This is a genomic window from Actinacidiphila polyblastidii (assembly GCF_036353415.1).
Taxonomy (GTDB): domain Bacteria; phylum Actinomycetota; class Actinomycetes; order Streptomycetales; family Streptomycetaceae; genus Actinacidiphila; species Actinacidiphila polyblastidii.
Genome location: NZ_JAZEWV010000005.1, coordinates 103,074 through 121,637, shown reverse-complemented (window position 1 = coordinate 121,637; position 18,564 = coordinate 103,074). Strand labels below are relative to the sequence as shown.

Sequence of the window (18,564 nt, the reverse complement as noted above, 5' to 3'; positions counted from 1 at the left end):
CCCTCCCCCCCCGCCCCCCACCCCCCGTTGTGCGTCCGTCAGGCCGAGTCCGACAGCAGCCTGGTCAGGTGCTCCCTGGCCGGGCCCAGCAGCCCGGGCAGGTCCGCGGCGCCGGGGTGCCAGCGCTTCTCGTACTCCCAGCACAGCCAGCCGTCCCAGTCCGCGCGGCTGAGGACCTCCACGGTCTCGGCGAGCGGCAGCACGCCCGCACCGAGCGGCAGCGGTGTGGTGTCCGCGGCGGAGGCGATGTCCTTCACCTGCACGTAGCCGAGGTAGGGGGCCAGCACCGGGTAGGTCACCGACGGCTGTTCGCCGGCCAGCCAGGTGTGCATCAGGTCCCAGATCGCCCCGACGGCGTGGTGCCCGACGCGGCCGAGCACGCGGGCGGCGTCGGCGCCACCGCGGTGGGAGTCGTGGGTCTCCAGCAGGACGCGCACCCCGAGGTCCTGCGCCACCTCGGCGGCTGCCGCGAGCCGACGGGCGGCGAGCGCGTCGGCCTCGTCGGACGGCAGGTCCCGTCCGCCGGGGAAGACCCGGACGTTGGCCGCGCCCAGGTCGGCGGCGAGCCGCAGGGCGGCGGCGATCTCGTCGAGCACCGGGGCGTCTTCCCCGGCGGCGGCCACCTTGGCGTAGGCGGCGACGGTGAGGATCTCGATGCCCGCTTTCTGGAACTGTTCGGCGACGCGGGCGCGTTCGTCGGCCGACAGCCCGGTGTGGACGGGTTCCTCGGGGCTCGCCCGCAGTTCGACGCCGTGGTAGCCGTGGTCGGTGGCGAGCCCGATCACCTGGGCGACGGGCATGGCCGGGACTCCGAGGGTGGAGAAGGCGAGTCTCATTCGCCGGACACTAGGCACCCGGTTCGGGCCGGGTCAACCGGGATCAGCGGCTGACGATGCCCTGTGCGCGCGCTGCCGTGAGCCACTGCGGGAACTCCTGCATGAGCCGGTCGTACAGCTCTTCGTCGGGTATCGCGCGCGGGTCCTTGCCCGCGGGGAAGAATCCGGCGTTGTCCACCACCCGTTTGGCCGGTACCGGAAGGTCGTCCAGCCGGTGCAGGAACCGGAACTCGTCCTGGCCGAATCCGATGAACTGCCAGAACAGCGGGAGTTTCGCCGCGCGGCACAGGACGTCGACCGCGGCGGTCCTGCTGCTGGGCCCTCCGTCGGTCTGGAAGACCACGAAGGCGGGGGCGGTGGAGCCGGACCGCCGGTAGTGGTCGATGACCGCCGTCATGGCCGCGGCGTAGTCGGTGCGGCCCATGTGGCCGTATGCGTCGTTGAGCTTGTTGATCCGGCCGCCGTACTGGTCGAGTGTCACCTCGTCGATGCCGTCGACTCCGGTGGAGAAGAAGACCAGCGGCACGGTTCCGTCGTCGTCGAAGTGGGCGGCGAGCGCGAGGACCTGCTCGGCGAGGTGCTGCACGGTGCCGTCGCGGTAGAACTCCCGCATGCTGCCGGACCGGTCGAGCACCAGGTAGACCGCGGCGCGTTCGCCGTGCAGCCGGTGCTTGCGCAGGCCGGCGTCGGCCTGCTTGTAGAGGCTGACCAGATTGGGTGCGGTCTGCTCCACCTTCTCCAGCGACACGGGCATGGTCGTCCCTCCTCGATGGTCGTTCCGGGTTCGGCGCGGCCTCGGCGGCCGCGTTTCACAGCACCAGACGCCAGTCCTGGCCGACGAGGTGCTGTCCGAAGCTGAAGTGCGGCAGTTCCCGCACGAGTGCGAAGCCGGCGTTCTGGTAGAGGCGCCGGGCGCCGGCCAGTATGTCATCGGTCCACAGGACGAGTTCGGTGTAGCCGGCGCCGCGGGCGAAGGCGACGCACTCGTCCACCAGGCGTCCGCCGACGCCGTGGCCGCGGGCGGCGGGGTCGACCAGGAGCAGGCGCAGTCGGGCGGCGCCGGGTTGCTGGTCGCGGACGCAGAGGACGCAGCCGGCCCGTTCGCCGTCGAGTTCGGCCATCCAGGCGGACTCGGTCAGCGGGTCCCGGGTGGCGGCGAAGTCCGCGACGATGCCGGCGACGAGGGTCTCGTACTCGAGGGCGAGGGCCGGCGGAAGTCCCTTCCACCGGCCTGTGGACAACTTCAGGCGCGGTCGGCTGCGGGCGGTGCGGTGGAGGCGCGGACCATCAGCTCGGTGGGGATCGAGGCGAGCCCGCCGGGCGGCGGCTGCTGCCGGCCCATCACCACCCGGCCGGCCCGCGCGCCGGCTTCCTGCAAGGGGATGCGGACGGTGGTCAGCGCGGGTGAGGCGTCGACGCTGAAGGGCAGGTCGTCGAAGCCGGCCACCGACACGTCGCCGGGGACGTCGAGCCCGCGGTCGCGCAGCGCGGCGCAGACCCCCAGCGCCACCGTGTCGTTGGCGGCGACGACCGCGGTGAGGCCCGGGTCCCTGCGCAGGAGTTCCAGGGTGGCGTCGTATCCCGAGGCGCGGTCGTAGCCGCCGTGCACGGTCAGCCGCTCGGCGGCGATGCCGCCCGGGGTGCCGGGGCCCATGCCGTGCGCGGCGAGCGCCGCCTGGTGTCCTTCCAGGCGGTGGCGGGTGGTGCTGCGCCCCACCGGCCCGGTGACGCAGCCGATCCTGCGGTGGCCGAGCGACAGCAGGTGCTCGGTGAGGCGGCGGGCGCCGCCGCGGTTGTCGAAGGCGAGCGTCGTGACGGACCCGGCGTCGCCGGGCAGGGACAGGGGCGGTCGGCCGCACAGCACGATCCGGGTGCCCGACGCCGCGAGCCGGGCCAGCCGGGCGGCCACCGCGCCGGTGTGCTGGTCGTTCTCCACCGCCCCGCCGGTGAGCACCACGCCGGCCGCGCGCTGGCGCTCCAGCAGCGTCAGGTAGGTGAGTTCGGCTTCCGGCGACCCGCCGGTGTTGCAGACGACGGCGAGCTTTCCGCCGCCCGGCTCCGCACCGCCGGCGCCGATCTCGCCCTGAAGGGCGCTGGCGATGACGCCGAAGAACGGGTCGGCCACGTCGTTGACGAGCACGCCGACCAGGTCGGAGGTGGCCGCGGCCAGCGCGCGGGCCTGGCCGTTGACGACGTAGTCCAGCTCCTCGACGGCCCGCTGCACGCGCTCCCTGGTGCTGCCCGCGACCGGGTAGTTGCCGTTGAGCACGCGCGAGACGGTCGCCGAGGACACCCCGGCGCGTGCTGCGACATCGGCCAGCGTGACTGCCATCTGCTTCTGGTCCTCCTCGGCGGCGGTGACGTGCGGGGGCGGGACGGCGCGGCGGGCGGTTCACGGTCCGCGCCGGGGCTCATGCTCTCATTGCGCGGCGGCGAGCGGCAGCGGAGGTCCGCAGCGCTCCCTGGGAGGTCGGAATTCGGCCGATCAGCAAGCGCTTGCTTGAGTTGTTCGGCACTCTTGCGGACGGTTGACCCGCAGGCTAGCGTGATCCGAAAGAAAGCGCTTGCTCCCGGATTCCACCGCCGCTGCGCGGCGCACCCGAGAAGAGGGAATCGATGACACGCAGGACCGTGCGGATCGCCATGAACGGCGTCACCGGTCGCATGGGCTACCGGCAGCACCTTGTCCGCTCCCTGCTCGCCCTGCGCGAGCAGGGCGGACTCGACCTGGGCGACGGCGACGTGCTCTGGCCGGAGCCGGTGCTGGTCGGCAGGCGCGAGCACGCGTTGCGGGCCATCGCGGAGCAGCACGGCCTCGAGCACTGGACGACCGACCTCGACGCGGTCCTCGCCGACCCCTCCGTCGAGATCTACTTCGACGCGCAGGTGACCTCGGCGCGGGTGCCCGCCGTGCGGCAGGCCATCGCCGCCGGCAAGCACATCTACTGCGAGAAGCCGACCGGCACCACCCTGGAAGGCGCGCTGGAGCTCGCCCGGCTGGCCACCGCGGCCGGGGTCAAGCACGGCGTGGTGCAGGACAAGCTCTTCCTGCCCGGCCTGCTCAAGCTGCGGCGCCTGGTGGAGGGCGGCTTCTTCGGCCGGATCCTCTCCGTGCGCGGCGAGTTCGGGTACTGGGTCTTCGAGGGCGACTGGCAGAGCGCGCAGCGCCCCTCCTGGAACTACCGGTCCGAGGACGGCGGGGGCATCGTCGTCGACATGTTCCCGCACTGGGAGTACGTGCTGCACGAGATCTTCGCGCCGGTCCGCAGCGTCCAGGCGCTCACCGCGACCCATGTGCCGCAGCGCTGGGACGAGCAGGGCAAGCCGTACGACGCGACCGCCGACGACGCCGCGTACGGCATCTTCGAGCTGGAGGGCGGGGCGGTCGCGCAGATCAACTCCTCCTGGGCGGTGCGCGTCAACCGCGACGAACTGGTCGAGTTCCAGGTGGACGGGGTGCACGGCTCGGCCGTCGCGGGGCTGCGCGACTGCCGGGTGCAGCACCGCTCGGCGACGCCCAAGCCGGTGTGGAACCCGGACCTGCCGGCCACCGAGTCCTTCCGCGACCAGTGGCAGGAGGTGCCGGACAACGGCGAGTTCGCCAACGGCTTCAAGGCGCAGTGGGAGCTGTTCCTGCGCCATGTGGTGCTCGACGAGCCGTGGACCTGGGACCTGCTGGCGGGTGCGCGCGGCGTGCAGCTGGCGGAGCTGGGCCTGCGCTCCGCCGAGCTGGGGCGCCGCCTCGATGTTCCGGAGCTGTCGCTGTGACGATCCTGCTGCCGGACGCCTCCGGTGCGAAGCGCCCCTATGCGCCCCGCACGGAATCGGCCTCCTACGGGGCGTGTCTGCCGCTGCGCAGCCGCGTCGTGTACTCCGCCGCCCATGTCGTGGCGGACCCGCTGCACGCCGCCGCGGACGGGCCCGCGGTGGTCGACTGGGACGCGACGCTCGCCTTCCGCCGCCACCTGTGGGAGCACGGGCTCGGTGTCGCCGAGGCCATGGACACCGCGCAGCGCGGCATGGGCCTGGACTGGCCGCAGGCCGCCGAGTTGATCCGCAGGTCGGCGGCCGAGGCGCGGTCGGTCGGCGGCCGCCTTGTCTGCGGTGTCGGCACCGACCAGCTGACCGGTCCCGAACCGACCCTGAAGGACGTCACGGCCGCCTACGAGGAGCAGCTCGCGGTGGCCGAGGCGGCAGGATCGCAGGCGGTGCTGATGGCCTCGCGCGCGCTGGCCGCGGCCGCCAAGGGCCCCGACGACTACCTGGAGGTGTACGGGCACCTGCTGCGGCAGGCGGCGGAGCCGGTGATCCTGCACTGGCTCGGCCCCATGTTCGACCCGGCGCTCGCGGGCTACTGGGGCAGCGACGACCTCGACGCCGCGACCGGCACCCTCCTCGATGTCATCGCCGCCCATCCCGACAAGGTCGACGGGGTGAAGATCTCGCTGCTCGACGCGGAGCGCGAGGTCGGCCTGCGCCGGCGGCTGCCCCGGAGCGTGCGCTGCTACACCGGCGACGACTTCCACTACCCCGAGCTGATCGAGGGCGACGAGCGCGGCTTCAGCCACGCCCTGCTCGGCGTCTTCGACCCGCTGGCCCCGCTCGCGGCGGCCGCGGTCAGCGCCCTCGACACCGGCGACACCGCGGGCTTCCGGCGCGTCCTCGACCCGACGGTGGAGCTGTCCCGGCACCTGTTCCGCGCGCCGACCCGCTTCTACAAGACCGGTGTCGTCCTGCTCGCCTGGCTGGCGGGCCACCAGACGCATTTCACCATGGTGGGCGGCCTGCACTCGGCGCGCTCGCTGCCGCACCTGGCGCGGGCGTACGAACTCGCCGACGGCATCGGGCTGTTCCCCGACCCGGCGCTCGCCGAGGCGCGGATGCGCGCCCTGCTCGCCGTGCACGGGGTGGAGGCATGATCCAGAACCCCGGCGCCGCGCCGGCGCGGCTCAGCATCAACCAGGAGACGATCAGGCAGTGGTCGCTGCCGGACCTCGCGGCGGGATGCACCGCGGCCGCGGTCACCTCTGTGGGCCTGTGGCGGGCGCAGGTCCAGGAGTACGGCGTGCAGCGGGCCGCACGGCTCTTCCGGGACAGCGGGCTCACCGTCACCTCACTGTGCCGCGGCGGGTTCTTCACCGCCCGGGACCCCAGGGAGCGTGCCGCGGCGCTCGACGACAACCGTGCGGCTCTGGACGAGGCCGCGGCCCTCGGCACCGGCACCCTGGTCCTGGTCTCGGGCGGTCTGCCGGAGGGGGACCGGGACATCGCGGCGGCCAGGCGGCGGGTCGCGGAGGCGGTCGCCGAACTGGCGCCCTATGCCGCCGAGCGGGGGGTGCGGCTGGCGATCGAGCCGCTGCACCCGATGTACGCGTCGGACCGCTGCGTGGTCTCCACGCTGGGCCAGGCGCTGGACATCGCCGAGCAGTTCCCCGCCGAGCAGGTCGGAGTCGTCGTCGACACCTACCACTTGTGGTGGGACGACCTCGCGCCGGCGCACATCGCGCGCGCGGGCGCGGGTGGCCGGATCGCCTGCTTCCAGGTGGCGGACTGGGTGACCCCGCTGCCCGAAGGGGTGCTCCTGGGCCGCGGACAGCTCGGCGAAGGGTGCGTCGACCTGCGCGGACTGCGGGAGACCACCGACGCGGCGGGCTACCGCGGCGCCGTCGAGGTGGAGATCTTCAACCCGGCCCTGTGGGCCCGCGACGGCGGTGAACTGCTCGCCGAGGTCATCGAGCGGTACCGCACCCACGTGGCCTGAAAAGATCTTCGGAAAATTCCGGTCCGGTCGTACAACCCTTGCCGGGGGTGGGCGGTCGTACATGGCATCACGGCTCTCGGGAGGGGTTCAGGGAGCCAAGAGGGTAGGTACGCCCGAGGGGGGCTTCGGGGGTAGTGGGGGGAACGAGAAAGGGGTCCGGCCTCGTGCCGGACCCCTTTCGTCCGTCCGCGGCCGGTCGCGCCGCCGGAGTCGTCCACAGGTGCGGGCGGAGTGCGGACGCGCTGTCCGCGCCGGGCGGTACCTTCGGAGCAGATCACCGCCGCAGCCCGGAGGGAGGCCGGTATGGGGGAGGCCGCGACGCATCTGTCCGTGCTGGAAGGCGTCCTGGAGCGGATCACCTACGCCAACGAGGACAACGGCTACACCGTCGCCCGGATCGACACCGGGCGCGGCGCCGGCGACCTGCTCACCGTGGTCGGCGCGCTGCTCGGCGCGCAGCCCGGGGAGTCGCTGCGGATGCACGGCCGCTGGGGGTCGCACCCCCAGTACGGCAAGCAGTTCACCGTGGAGAACTACACGACGGTGCTGCCCGCCACCATCCAGGGCATCCGCCGCTATCTCGGCTCCGGACTCATCAAGGGCATCGGTCCGCGGATCGCGGAGCGCATCGTCGACCACTTCGGCGTCGACACCCTGGACGTCATCGAGGGCGAGCCCAAGCGCCTGGTGGAGGTGCCGGGGCTCGGCCCCAAGCGCACCCGGCTGATCGCCGCCGCCTGGGAGGAGCAGAAGGCGATCAAGGAGGTGATGGTCTTCCTGCAGAGCGTGGGCGTGTCCACCTCCATCGCGGTGCGCATCTACAAGAACTACGGCGACGCCTCGATCTCGGTGGTGAAGAACCAGCCTTACCGCCTGGCCGCCGACGTGTGGGGCATCGGCTTCCTCACCGCCGACCGGATCGCCCAGGCCGTCGGCATCCCGCACGACAGCCCGGAGCGGGTGATGGCAGGACTCCAGTACGCGCTGTCGCAGGCCACCGACAGCGGCAACTGCTTCCTCCCGCAGGAGCAGCTGATCTCGGACGCGGTGAAGCTGCTCCAGGTGGACACCGGCCTGGTGATCGACTGCCTCGGCCGGCTCGCCCAGGAGGAGGGCGTCGTGCGGGAGGAGCTGCCCTCGCCCGACGGCGCCGAACCCGTCCGGGCCGTCTACCTGGTGCCCTTCCACCGCGCCGAGATCTCGCTGGCCGGGCAGCTGCTGCGGCTGCTGCGCGGCCCCGAGGACCGACTGCCGGTCTTCCACGACGTGGACTGGGACAAGGCACTGGGCTGGCTGGCCGGGGCCACCGGCGCCGACCTCGCCCCCGAGCAGCAGCAGGCGGTGCGGCTGGCGCTGACCGAGAAGGTCGCGGTCCTCACCGGCGGGCCGGGCTGCGGCAAGTCCTTCACGGTGCGCTCCGTGGTGGCGCTGGCGCAGGCGAGGAAGGCCAAGGTGGTGCTCGCCGCGCCGACCGGGCGTGCCGCCAAGCGGCTGGCCGAGCTGACCGGGGCCGAGGCGTCCACGGTGCACCGCCTGCTGGAGCTCAAGCCCGGCGGTGACGCCGCCTACGACAAGGACCGGCCGCTCGACGCGGACCTCGTGGTCGTCGACGAGGCGTCGATGCTGGACCTGCTGCTGGCCAACAAGCTGGTCAAGGCGGTGCCGCCGGGCGCCCACCTGCTCTTCGTCGGCGACGTCGACCAGCTGCCCAGCGTCGGGGCGGGGGAGGTGCTGCGCGATCTGCTGGCGCCCGGCAGCCCCGTCCCCGCGGTCCGGCTCACCAGGATCTTCCGGCAGGCCCAGCAGTCCGGGGTGGTCACCAACGCGCACCGGATCAACTCCGGGGTGCCGCCGGTCACCCAGGGCCTGCCCGACTTCTTCCTCTTCCCCGAGGAGGACTCCGAGGAGGCCGGCCGGCTCACCGTCGACGTGGTGGCCCGGCGCATCCCGGCGAAATTCGGCCTCGATCCGCGCCGGGACGTCCAGGTGCTGGCCCCCATGCACCGGGGGCCGGCCGGCGCCGGCGTGCTGAACGGGCTGCTGCAGCAGGCCGTCACCCCGGCCCGGCCCGACCTGCCCGAGCGCCGCTTCGGCGGCCGGACCTTCCGGGTCGGCGACAAGGTGACCCAGATCAGGAACAACTACGACAAGGGCGCCAACGGCGTCTTCAACGGCACCGTCGGCGTCGTCACCGCCCTGGACACCGTCGAGCAGCGCCTCACCGTCCGCACCGACGAGGACGAGGAGATCCCGTACGACTTCGACGAACTGGACGAACTCGCCCACGCGTACGCCGTGACGATCCACCGCTCGCAGGGCAGCGAATACCCGGCGGTGGTGATCCCCGTCACCACGGGGGCTTGGATGATGCTCCAGCGCAACCTGCTTTACACAGCCGTCACGAGAGCGAAACGCCTGGTCGTCCTGGTCGGGTCGCGCCGCGCGATCGGCCAGGCGGTCCGCACGGTCTCCGCCGGGCGCCGATTCACCGCTCTCGACCACAGGCTGTCCCAGGGCGCAAAATAGGCACTCCGTGCCACTTTTCGGCCCGATGGCCGACCCCGAGTGCACGCTTGCGTGCCAAATGGGGGACAGTGGACGTAGTCAGGGCAACCTCGAAGAAGAGGCAACACCGTCGGTGAGGGAATGACGTGAGCGACAACTCTGTAGTACTGCGGTACGGCGACGGCGAGTACACCTACCCCGTCGTGGACAGCACCGTCGGCGACAAGGGCTTCGACATCGGCAAGCTGCGTGCCGACACCGGCCTGGTCACTCTGGACAGCGGCTACGGCAACACCGCGGCCTACAAGTCCGCGATCACCTTCCTCGACGGCGAGCAGGGCATCCTGCGGTATCGCGGCTACCCGATCGAGCAGCTCGCCGAGCGCGGCACCTTCCTTGAGACCGCGTACCTTCTGATCAACGGCGAGCTTCCGACCGTCGACGAGCTCTCCGAGTTCAAGAGCGAGATCACTCAGCACACCCTGCTGCACGAGGACGTCAAACGGTTCTACGACGGCTTCCCGCGGGACGCGCACCCCATGGCGATGCTGTCGTCCGTGGTCAGCGCGCTGTCGACGTTCTACCAGGACAGCCACAACCCGTTCGACCCCGAGCAGCGCCACCTGTCGACGATCCGGCTGCTCGCCAAGCTGCCGACCATCGCGGCGTACGCGTACAAGAAGTCCGTCGGCCAGCCGGTGGTCTACCCGCGCAACGACCTCGGCTACGTCGAGAACTTCCTGCGGATGACGTTCTCCATCCCGGCCGAGGAGTACGAGCTCGACCCGGTGGTCGTCAGCGCGCTGGACAAGCTGTTCATCCTGCACGCCGACCACGAGCAGAACTGCTCGACGTCCACGGTCCGGCTGGTCGGCTCCTCGCAGGCGAACCAGTTCGCCTCGATCTCCGCCGGCATCAGCGCCCTGTGGGGCCCCCTGCACGGCGGCGCCAACCAGTCGGTCCTGGAGATGCTCGAGCGCATCCAGACCGAGGGCGGCGACGTCGACTCCTTCATCCGCCGGGTGAAGGACAAGGAAGACGGCGTGAAGCTGATGGGCTTCGGTCACCGCGTCTACAAGAACTTCGACCCCCGGGCGAAGATCATCAAGGCGGCGGCGCACGACGTGCTGTCGGCGCTCGGCAAGTCCGACGAACTGCTGGACATCGCGCTCAAGCTCGAAGAGCACGCGCTCAGCGACGACTACTTCGTGTCGCGCAAGCTCTACCCGAACGTGGACTTCTACACCGGCCTGATCTACCGGGCCATGGGCTTCCCGACCAGCATGTTCACCGTGCTCTTCGCCATCGGCCGGCTGCCCGGCTGGATCGCCCAGTGGCACGAGATGATCAAGGAGCCCGGCTCCCGCATCGGCCGCCCGCGGCAGATCTACACCGGCACCGTCGAGCGGGACTACCTCCCGGTCGAGGCTCGCTGACGCCCCACGCGCCCCACGCGCTCCAGACGCGCCACACGCTCCACGAACGGCTGGCCGCGGGCATCGGTCCCGCGGCCGGAGACACACAGAGAAGCGCCCCGCGACGGATCCCCCCACGGGTCCGGCACGGGGCGCTCCCGTTCCCGGTACGAATCCCCCCACGGGTCCGAACCGGGCGCTTTGTGGCGGCCGCGCTGAGCCGGGACGGTGGGACCAGGAGGGCCGCTCATAGCTCCCTGGACGTCGCCCCGGCGACGCGACCCGGACCGTCCCCCAAGACAGTCCGTACTGCACTCCCCAACACCGGCTCCGCCGGGAGCGCGGTGCTCAAGACATAAGACCCCCGAACCACCGTAATGGTTACGTTCCAAGCTATGTGATCTACGTCTCTGAAGGGAAGCTGTTTCCGCAGGCTACCCCGCGCGCGGCCGGATCGGGGCGATCCCGTAGCGTGCTGTCTCTTCTCGAGGGGCGGAGCACATGGCAGAGAACGTGGCAGGGGTCCGGAACATCGTCGTGACAGGCGGGGGCACGGGCATCGGTCTGGCCGTCTCCACCCGGTTCGCCGAGGCCGGTCACCGGGTCACGATCGTCGGACGCCGCCGCGAGGTACTGCAGGCCACCGCGGCCGACCTGCGCGCCCAGCGGGGCCTGGACGTCACCCCCGTGGTCTGCGACCTCGCCGACCCCGACGACGTCGAGGCGGCGCTGCCCCAGCTCCCCGACCGGGTCGACGTCCTGGTCAACAACGCCGGCAGCCGCGAGCTGGCGGTGGGGGCGGGACCGCACGGCGTGCTGGCCCGCTGGCGCGGCGACTTCGAGCGCAACGTGCTGACCGCGGTCCTCATCACCGAGTCGCTGCGCGACCGCCTCGCGGCCGAGGACGGACGGGTCGTCACCGTCACCTCCGTCGCGGCGCTGCGCGGCGGAGGCTCCTACGGCGCCTCCAAGGCCGCCCTGCACGCCTGGAACCACTCGCTGGCCGCCCAGCTGGGCCCCCAGGGCGTCACGTGCAACATCGTGGCGCCCGGCACGGTCGCGGGCACCGAGTTCTTCGGCTCACGGCTCAACGAGGCCGAGCTGACCCGCCGCGCGGGCCGCACCCTGGTCGGCCGGGTGGGCCGGCCGGCGGACGTGGCGTCGGCCGTGATCTTCCTGGCCTCGCCCGAGGCCGGCTTCATCACCGGCGAGATCCTGCAGTGCAACGGCGGCGAACTGCTCGGTCGCTGACCGCGACCGCGACCGCGAGGGGGACCGCGACGGCGACCGGCCCGCCGGTCGTCCCGCGGGACGACCCCACGACCACCCCTGAGGATGGGTTTCCCGGGGATTTGCCGAGAGATCCCCCCGCCGTGGGAAACCTGCTTGCCCCCGTCCGCACGACGCTGTCAGCGTTGGTGCCCGGGAGCGGGAAGAGGGGCGGCGGAATGGACGTTGCACTGAACGTGTCGTCTCTGGACTTCACCTCCGGGCTTGCGGAGTACCTGCGGGGTGGGCATGTCATCTGGGCGTACGCGCTGCTGGCCGCGACGACGGCTCCGCCGCTCGTACCGAACTCCGTGCTGCTCGTCACCGGCGGCGTCATGGCCGCGGAAGGCCACCTGAACCTGGCGCTGGTGCTGCTGGTGGTGGCGGGCAGCGCCGTGCTCGGCGACATGCTCATCCACCGCTCCGGCCGCGCCCTCAGCGGCCGGGTGCTCCGACGGATGCAGCGCCGCCCCGGGCGGGCCGCGCTGCTGCGCTGGGCGGCTCAGCGCATCCAGCGGCACGGTGTGCCCTTCGTGATCGCGGTGCGCTTCCTGCCCAGCGGCCGGGTGATCGGCGGCGTCGCGGCAGGCGTCATGCGCTACCCGGCCCGGCGGTACGCGATCGGCGCGGGAGTCGCCGAGATCGTGTGGGCCACGTACTCCGTGGGCGCCGGATACGTCAGCGGCAGAGCCGCGTCGAACTCCTTCTACGCCCTCAGCCTGGGCCTGGGCATATCGCTGGCCGTCGCCGGGATCGGCATGCTCGCGCAGTGGGCGTCGCGGACCCGCGAGCGGCAGCAGTCCCGCGCCGCGGGCGAGGTCGCCCGCCCGTCCACCGTGGTGGCGGCCTCGCTGGCCGGTGCCACCGACTCCGACGCCTTCGTCTGCCCGACCGGGCCACCGGGCGGTCAGGGCACGTAGTCCGTCTGCCCGCCTCCCCGGCCCGCCGACTCGGCCCGCCCGCCCTGCCCGAGCGCCGGCGGCCAGGGGCTCCCCGCAGGCGGCCGGGCCCGGGAGGCGGCGCCGTCAGTCGGGATCCCGGCGCCCGCGGTTCCCCGGGCGCCGCGCGCTCCAGGCCCGCACCGTGTCGGCGTACCAGTACGGCTTCCCGCCCTCCACCACATCGGGATCGGGCAGGTGCCCGTGCTTGCGGTAGGAGCGGACGGTGTCCACCTGCACGCGGATGTGGGCCGCGATGTCCGCATACGACCACAAGGTCCGGTCGGTCATGATGCACCTCCGAATGGTGGGGATGTCGATCAGCAACCTTCGTCGGGACAACGACACGTACGCGGTGCTGCACGCGCTTGTTGATCTCCTGTGACGTGGAACCCGCGTAACGGTGACAAACGTGGCGATCGGGTAACGGAGTGGTGGAAGTCGTCACCGATGGGTGCGGGGACGTCATGTCGGCCGCTCGCGGGAGCACGGGAGGTTCGGGAGTTGAAGCGCTTCGCCCGGCGCAGGCCCGGCGGCGGTGCGGCGGGTCGCGGCCGGCGGGTCGCGGCCGGCGGACCGGCGGACGCCATGATCATCGTGGACGTCGAGCTGGAGGACGAGCGGGCGCCGCTGCTGAGGGAGCCGGACCGGCCCTCGGACCTGGGCCACCGGGACGTCGCGGTGATCGGGGAGGCCGCCGCGTCCTCCGCCCGGCACACCGGGTTCGCCGAGCGGACCCTCGACGGGCTGCGCGGCCGCGCCAGGGAGCGCGGCATGCGGCTCGTCCACCGCCCCTGCGAGGGGAGCTGCGCGTCGACCGCGGGCGTCCTCGCCCGGATCTTCGAGGAGCGCCCCGGCACCAGCGCGCTGGTGGGGCGGAACGAGAGCGCCGTCGGGACGCTGCTCGGCCTGCTGCGGCAGCAGGGCCGGGCGGTGCCGGAGGACGTCTCGGTGATCGCGATCTGCCCGGACCAGGTCGCGTTGCGGGCGTCCGTGCAGATCGCCGCGGTGGCCATCCCCGCAGAAGAGACGGGCCGCCGCGCCGTCGAGCCGGCACGGGGCCGGCGCCCGCCGCCGGCTGACGACGCCGCGCGCCGACCCCGCGCCGCGGGCCCGTGACCGCAGGCCGGTGACCGGTGGCCGGTGGCCGGTGGCCGCTCAGCCGGCGCGGCCCGCCACGACGTCCAGCAGGTGCGCCGCCACGCCGGTCATGGCGTCGCGGGCCGGGCGCAGATAGCGGCGGGGGTCCACCACGCGGTCGTCCTGCGCGAGGTGCTCCCGGACGGCGCCGGTGAAGGCGATGTTGAGCGCCGTACCGATGTTGACCTTGACCATGCCGGCCGCCACCGCCGCCCGCAGCTCCGCGTCCGCGACGCCCGACGAGCCGTGCAGCACCAGCGGCACGGCCACCGCAGCCCGCAGCCGCCCGATCAGCTCCAGGTCCAGCCGCGCGGTCCGCTCGGTCATGGCGTGCGAGCTGCCCACCGCCACGGCCAGCGCGTCCACGCCGGTCGCGGCGGTGAAGGCGGCCGCCTCCGCGGGGTCGGTGCGCACGCCCGGCGCGTGGGCGCCGTCCTTACCGCCCACCTCGCCCAGCTCCGCCTCGACCCACACCCCGCGGCTGTGCGCCCACTCGGTGATCCGCGCGGTGGTCGCCACGTTCTCCTCGTACGGCAGCTTCGAGGCGTCGACCATCACCGAGGAGACCCCGGCCGCGACCCCGGCCCGCAGCAGGTCCTCGTCCTCGACGTGGTCCAGGTGCAGGGCCACCGGCACCGAGGCCCCGTGGGCGATCGCCGACGCCCCCGCGACGAGCGGCCCGACCCGTCCGCCGTGGAAGCGCACGGCGTTCTCACTGATCTGCAGCACCACGGGCAGCCCGGTGCGCTCGGCCGCGGCGGTGATCGCCTCGGCGTGCTCCAGCGTGATCACGTTGAACGCCGCGACGCCGTGGCGCGATTCGCGGGCGGCGGTGACGAGCGCGGACGTGGCGGCGGCAGGCATGAGGGATCCTCGGGTCGGTTCGGGAGGGGGCGGGGCGGGGGCGCTGGCTTCGGGTGGGCGGGCTGCGGGCGGCGTGCGGTACGGCTCAGGCGAGGATCACCGAGCGGGTGAGGTTGCGCGGCCGGTCCGGGTCGTAGCCCTTGGCCTCGGCGATCGCCACCGCGAGCCGCTGCGCCCGTACGAGGTCCGCGAGCGGGTCGGTGCCCGCCTGCGACTCCAGCCGTCCGCCGACCGCGGCGACGTCGTCGTCGAGGCCCTCGGGCAGCGGCCCGAACGACCACACCGCGCGGCCGGGACCGGTGATGCTGATCGGGCCGTGCCGGTACTCCATCGCCGGGTACGACTCGGTCCAGGCGCCGGCCGCCTCGCGCATCTTCAGCGCGGCCTCCTGCGCGAGCCCGTACGTCCAGCCGGTGCCGAGGAAGGTGAACTGCTCGGCGCCCGCGAGCCCTTCCGGCAGCTCACCGGCCACGGCCCGCTCGGCGTCGGCGATCGCGGCGCCGAGGTCCTCGCCGAGGTGGCTGCGCAGCAGCGCCAGCACCGTGGTCGCGAACCGGGTCTGCACCACGGACTGCTCGTCGGCGAAGTCCAGCACCACGACCTGGTCGGCCGCGGTCATCACCGGGGTGGTCGGGTCGGCGGTGATCGCGGTGACCGGCACGGCGCCGCGCAGCCGCTCGCAGGCCCGCAGCACCTCGGTGGTGGTGCCGGAACGGGTGATCGCCAGCACCCGGTCGTAGCGGCGGCCGAGCGGGAACTCCGAGGCGGCGAAGGCGTCGGTCTCGCCGTGCCCGCCCTGCTCGCGCAGCGCCGCGTAGGACTGCGCCATGAACCACGACGTGCCGCAGCCGATCACCGCGACGCGCTCGCCGCGCGCGGGCAGTTTCGCGCTCTCGGCCGGGGCGAGCGCGACGGCGCGCCGCCAGCACTCGGGCTGCGTCGCGATCTCGGTGGTGGTCAGGGACGACGCTGACATCGGGGCTCCTCGCCATGGGCCGGTGCGGACCGCGGCCCTGGTGCCGCGCGCGGGTACTGCCCTCAGTGTAGATGAGCGATCATGCTCGAAACGAGCATCTAACGAACAGAAATGCGCACGGCGGGTGAAGGTCGCGCGTCGGACGGTGCGAGGAGCGGTTGTGGCGTGCGTCTCAGTGCCCCGGCCGATGTCACACCGGGGCGCCCGCGCCGCCTCTCAGGGGTATGACCGCACCGCAGGCGCCCACCGAGCGCATCGTCACCGGCAACCACCCCGACCGGATCAACTTCACCGAGATGTACGTCACCCACGACTCCTTCCGGCGCGATCTGCGGCGCCTGGCGGCCGCCGTCGGCGCCGGGCGCGCCGCCGACCCCCGCGTCCGCGACGGATGGCGGAACTTCAAGCGGCAGCTCCACGTCCACCACACCGTCGAGGACGCCTGGCTGTGGCCACGGCTGAAGGGGCTCGTCGCGGACCGTCCCGACGACCTCGCGCTGCTCGCCGCCATGGAGGCCGAACACGCGGTCCTCGACCCGCGACTGGCCTCCGTCGACGCGGCGCTCGACGGCGCGGCCCCCGGGCTGCCCGCCGAGGTGGCGGAGCTGACCCGGGTGCTCGAGCAGCACCTGCGCCACGAGGAGGAGGACGCGCTGCCGCTCATCCAGTCCGTGATGACGCCCGCGGACTGGCGCGGGTTCGCCCGCGCGATGGCCCGCACGCAGGGGCCCCGCGGAGCCGCGGTGTGGGTGCCGTGGATCACCGACGGCATGACGCCGGCGGACGCGCGCAGGTTCCTCGACCGGCTGCCGGCTCCGCTGCGCGTGCTGAACAGGCTTGTCTGGCAGTCGCGTTACCGCGGCCGCCAGCTGTTCGCGCACTGACCGTGCGGCTCCGCCGCCCTGCGCACCCGTCCGGCGCACCCGCCCGCCTGCGAGTCCTCAGGCCGCCGGGCTCAGCTCTCCGCCAGGTGGTCCGTGGCGGTGCGGCTCGCGCGGGCCGTCCGGACCAGGAAGTCGGCTATCAGGTCCAGGTCGGTGTCCGCCATGCCGGCGCAGATGTCGTCCATCGCGTGGCCCAGCCCCGCGTACATCTGGGCCACCTCGGCCTCGCGCTCCTTGATGACCTGGACGAGGATCGCGCGCCGGTCGGTGGGGTTCGGGGTGCGCACGACCCAGCCGCCGCGTTCGAGACGGTCGAGCACCCCGGTCAGTGTGGCCGGGTGCAGCCCCGCGCGGCGGGCCAGCACGGTCGGTCCGATCGGCCCGAACCTGCCGATCAGGTAAAGGCATTCGAGGTCCGCGTCCCTCAGGTCGAGATGGGCGCCCACCTGGTGGTTGAGCAGTGCCATCTGGATGCTGAGATCCCGCAGGCCGTCCCTGATCAGACCGGTCAGTCTCCTGCGCCGCCGCGACGCCGCTGCAGCGGACGTCGCCTCCCCAGGCAGTGTGGAATCCATACGCAACGATCCTCACATCGCTCGCTTCAATTCCGAGTCAAGGCCCATGACTCAGGCGCATACAGTCTCACAGCACGGTTCGCGGCCCGTACCCCTTCAGGCAAACATTCGCGCCCTCCCCCGCCTGCGGAGACGGGGGAAGGCGAGGGTGGCGTGAGGGGCCCGCGGGGTCAGCCCGCGACGATGCCCTCGCCGCCGACGGCGTCGGGCACGGTGACCGCGCCGACCTGGGTCAGGGAGCCGTCCGGGCGCACCCGGAAGGCGTTGACGATGCCGGCCGCGCCGGTCTGCGCGTAGACGAAGCGGCCGTCGGAGGAGGCCGCGGCGTCGACCGTGCCGGCGTCGGTCGGGGTGTTCCCGAGCGAGGTCAGGGCGCCGCCCCGGCCGACCCGGTAGCCGGAGAGGGTGCCGCTGCCCGCGTTGGACGCGTAGAGGTGGTCGCCGGTGCGCACGATCCAGCAGGTCGCCGCCTGGCCGGTGGCCACCTGCCCGAGGTGGGTGAGCCGGCCGTCGGGGCGTACGGCGAAGGTGGCGACCGCGTTCGGGCCGGCCTCGGTGACCTGGAGGCGGCCGGCCCCGTCGAAGGTGAAGCCGAACGGGACCGCGTCGGGCGTCGAGGTGACGACCGGTCGGTCCGCGGGCGCCCCGTCCCTGTCCACCGGGAAGACGTCGATGGTGTCGGCCGCGGCCTTCGTGGTGACGACCAGCTGCGAACCGTCCGGGGTGAAGGAGACCTGCCCGGGGGTGTGGGTGAACTGCGGGGTGGCGGCCGGGTCGAGCCCGAGCGCGCGGTGCCACGACGGCACGCGCACCAGCCGGTCGCCGATCCGTGCGAAGCCCTGGACGGAACCGCCGTCGAGCGCGTTGGCGACGTAGACGAGGTTGCCGTGGAAGGTGACGCTCACCGGGAAGGTCCCGCCGGAGCCGATGACCTGCAGCAGCTCCAGCCGCTCGCCGTGCACGGCGAAGACGGAGACGGTGTCGCTGCCCGCGTTCACCGCGTAGAGCAGCCCGCTGTCGCGGTCGTAGCCGAGCGAGCCCTGCGAGGCGAGGTGGTCGACGACCGAGCCGTCGAGCACGCCGCCGCGGCCACCGGTCCGGTACACCCCGCGCTGGTGGAGGCTGCCGTCGGCGGCGCGGTGGTAGGCGACCACGGTGTTGGCGGCGGTGGCGTCGCTCTGGACGAAGACGGCCGTCGTGGCGTCGGCGTGGCCGGACGCGGTGGCCGGGTCGGCGTCGCCGGCCGCGGCGGAGGCGGCCGGCGCGCCGGTGAGCAGGGCTGTGGCGACGGCGGCCGCCGCGGCCGCGCCGGCGGCAAGGGCGGTGCGCGCGGTGCGGCGGCGCGGGCGGGCAGGGGTGGCGACGGTCATGACCAGGTGCTCCTTGGCGGAGAGGCGAGAG

16 protein-coding genes and 2 pseudogenes are annotated in these 18,564 nt (G+C 73.1%); 9 read left to right on the top strand and 9 right to left on the bottom strand.

Translation table 11 applies throughout. The features are described from left to right. Positions 1-38: 38 nt before the first annotated feature. The 4 genes and pseudogenes from V2S66_RS08905 to V2S66_RS08890 form a co-directional block, all read right to left on the bottom strand. Positions 39-836: a sugar phosphate isomerase/epimerase family protein gene (locus V2S66_RS08905; RefSeq protein WP_330794007.1), complete on the bottom strand. Its 798-nt coding sequence runs from the start codon at positions 834-836 to the stop codon at positions 39-41. Positions 837-879: 43 nt separating this feature from the next. Continuing rightward, entirely contained in the window at positions 880-1,590 is a 711-nt protein-coding gene (locus V2S66_RS08900; protein ID WP_330794006.1) for a vWA domain-containing protein, read from the bottom strand. 55 nt (positions 1,591-1,645) lie between these two features. Beyond that, a pseudogene (locus V2S66_RS08895) lies at positions 1,646-2,032 on the bottom strand (GNAT family N-acetyltransferase); the annotation flags it as partial. A 47-nt stretch (positions 2,033-2,079) separates the two neighbouring features. Further along, entirely contained in the window at positions 2,080-3,168 is a 1,089-nt protein-coding gene (locus V2S66_RS08890; RefSeq protein WP_330794005.1) for a LacI family DNA-binding transcriptional regulator, read from the bottom strand. A 284-nt stretch (positions 3,169-3,452) separates the two neighbouring features. On the opposite strand from V2S66_RS08890, the gene V2S66_RS08885 reads away from it, so the two are divergent. The 7 genes from V2S66_RS08885 to V2S66_RS08855 all read left to right on the top strand — a co-directional run bounded on the left by V2S66_RS08885 (position 3,453) and on the right by V2S66_RS08855 (position 12,706). Continuing rightward, positions 3,453-4,604: a Gfo/Idh/MocA family protein gene (locus V2S66_RS08885; RefSeq protein ID WP_330794004.1), complete on the top strand. Its 1,152-nt coding sequence runs from the start codon at positions 3,453-3,455 to the stop codon at positions 4,602-4,604. After that, the gene (locus tag V2S66_RS08880) at positions 4,601-5,755 is read left to right on the top strand and encodes a dihydrodipicolinate synthase family protein (RefSeq protein ID WP_330794003.1); all 1,155 of its coding nucleotides are present in this window, start codon (positions 4,601-4,603) and stop codon (positions 5,753-5,755) included. Before V2S66_RS08885 ends, V2S66_RS08880 begins: the two co-directional genes overlap by 4 nt. Next, a complete protein-coding gene (locus V2S66_RS08875; RefSeq protein WP_330794002.1) occupies positions 5,752-6,597 on the top strand; it encodes a sugar phosphate isomerase/epimerase family protein in 846 nt (281 codons plus the stop codon). The genes V2S66_RS08880 and V2S66_RS08875 overlap by 4 nt, the downstream gene beginning before the upstream one ends. Positions 6,598-6,900: 303 nt before the next feature. After that, positions 6,901-9,123 (top strand): SF1B family DNA helicase RecD2, encoded by a 2,223-nt coding sequence (recD2, locus tag V2S66_RS08870; RefSeq protein WP_330794001.1) that lies wholly within the window; start codon positions 6,901-6,903, stop codon positions 9,121-9,123. 125 nt (positions 9,124-9,248) lie between these two features. Further along, the gene (locus V2S66_RS08865; protein WP_330794000.1) at positions 9,249-10,538 is read left to right on the top strand and encodes a citrate synthase; all 1,290 of its coding nucleotides are present in this window, start codon (positions 9,249-9,251) and stop codon (positions 10,536-10,538) included. A gap of 480 nt (positions 10,539-11,018) precedes the next feature. Next, the gene (locus V2S66_RS08860) at positions 11,019-11,768 is read left to right on the top strand and encodes an SDR family NAD(P)-dependent oxidoreductase (protein ID WP_330793999.1); all 750 of its coding nucleotides are present in this window, start codon (positions 11,019-11,021) and stop codon (positions 11,766-11,768) included. 197 nt (positions 11,769-11,965) lie between these two features. After that, a complete protein-coding gene (locus V2S66_RS08855) occupies positions 11,966-12,706 on the top strand; it encodes a DedA family protein (RefSeq protein WP_330793998.1) in 741 nt (246 codons plus the stop codon). A gap of 105 nt (positions 12,707-12,811) precedes the next feature. Here the strand turns inward: V2S66_RS08855 and V2S66_RS08850 are convergent, their stop codons facing one another. Then, positions 12,812-13,015 (bottom strand): MarR family transcriptional regulator, encoded by a 204-nt coding sequence (locus tag V2S66_RS08850; RefSeq protein WP_330793997.1) that lies wholly within the window; start codon positions 13,013-13,015, stop codon positions 12,812-12,814. Positions 13,016-13,279: 264 nt separating this feature from the next. On the opposite strand from V2S66_RS08850, the pseudogene V2S66_RS08845 reads away from it, so the two are divergent. Then, positions 13,280-13,774: pseudogene (locus V2S66_RS08845) on the top strand (substrate-binding domain-containing protein); the annotation flags it as partial. 108 nt (positions 13,775-13,882) lie between these two features. On the opposite strand, the gene V2S66_RS08840 reads toward V2S66_RS08845, so the two are convergent. Both V2S66_RS08840 and V2S66_RS08835 read right to left on the bottom strand, forming a co-directional pair. Continuing rightward, positions 13,883-14,728: a class II fructose-bisphosphate aldolase gene (locus V2S66_RS08840; protein WP_330793996.1), complete on the bottom strand. Its 846-nt coding sequence runs from the start codon at positions 14,726-14,728 to the stop codon at positions 13,883-13,885. A gap of 85 nt (positions 14,729-14,813) precedes the next feature. Continuing rightward, on the bottom strand, positions 14,814-15,704 hold the full coding sequence (locus tag V2S66_RS08835; RefSeq protein WP_330793995.1) for an SIS domain-containing protein: 891 nt from the start codon (positions 15,702-15,704) through the stop codon (positions 14,814-14,816). A gap of 224 nt (positions 15,705-15,928) precedes the next feature. Here V2S66_RS08835 and V2S66_RS08830 point away from each other — a divergent pair, with 224 nt between their 5' ends. Then, complete coding sequence (locus tag V2S66_RS08830) at positions 15,929-16,588, top strand: hemerythrin domain-containing protein (RefSeq protein WP_330793994.1); 660 nt, start codon at positions 15,929-15,931, stop codon at positions 16,586-16,588. A 71-nt stretch (positions 16,589-16,659) separates the two neighbouring features. Here the strand turns inward: V2S66_RS08830 and V2S66_RS08825 are convergent, their stop codons facing one another. Beyond that, positions 16,660-17,163 (bottom strand): MarR family transcriptional regulator, encoded by a 504-nt coding sequence (locus V2S66_RS08825; RefSeq protein ID WP_330793993.1) that lies wholly within the window; start codon positions 17,161-17,163, stop codon positions 16,660-16,662. 170 nt (positions 17,164-17,333) lie between these two features. Then, positions 17,334-18,533, bottom strand: a complete 1,200-nt coding sequence (locus V2S66_RS08820) for a lactonase family protein (protein ID WP_330793992.1) — start codon at positions 18,531-18,533, stop codon at positions 17,334-17,336. Positions 18,534-18,564 lie beyond the last annotated feature (31 nt).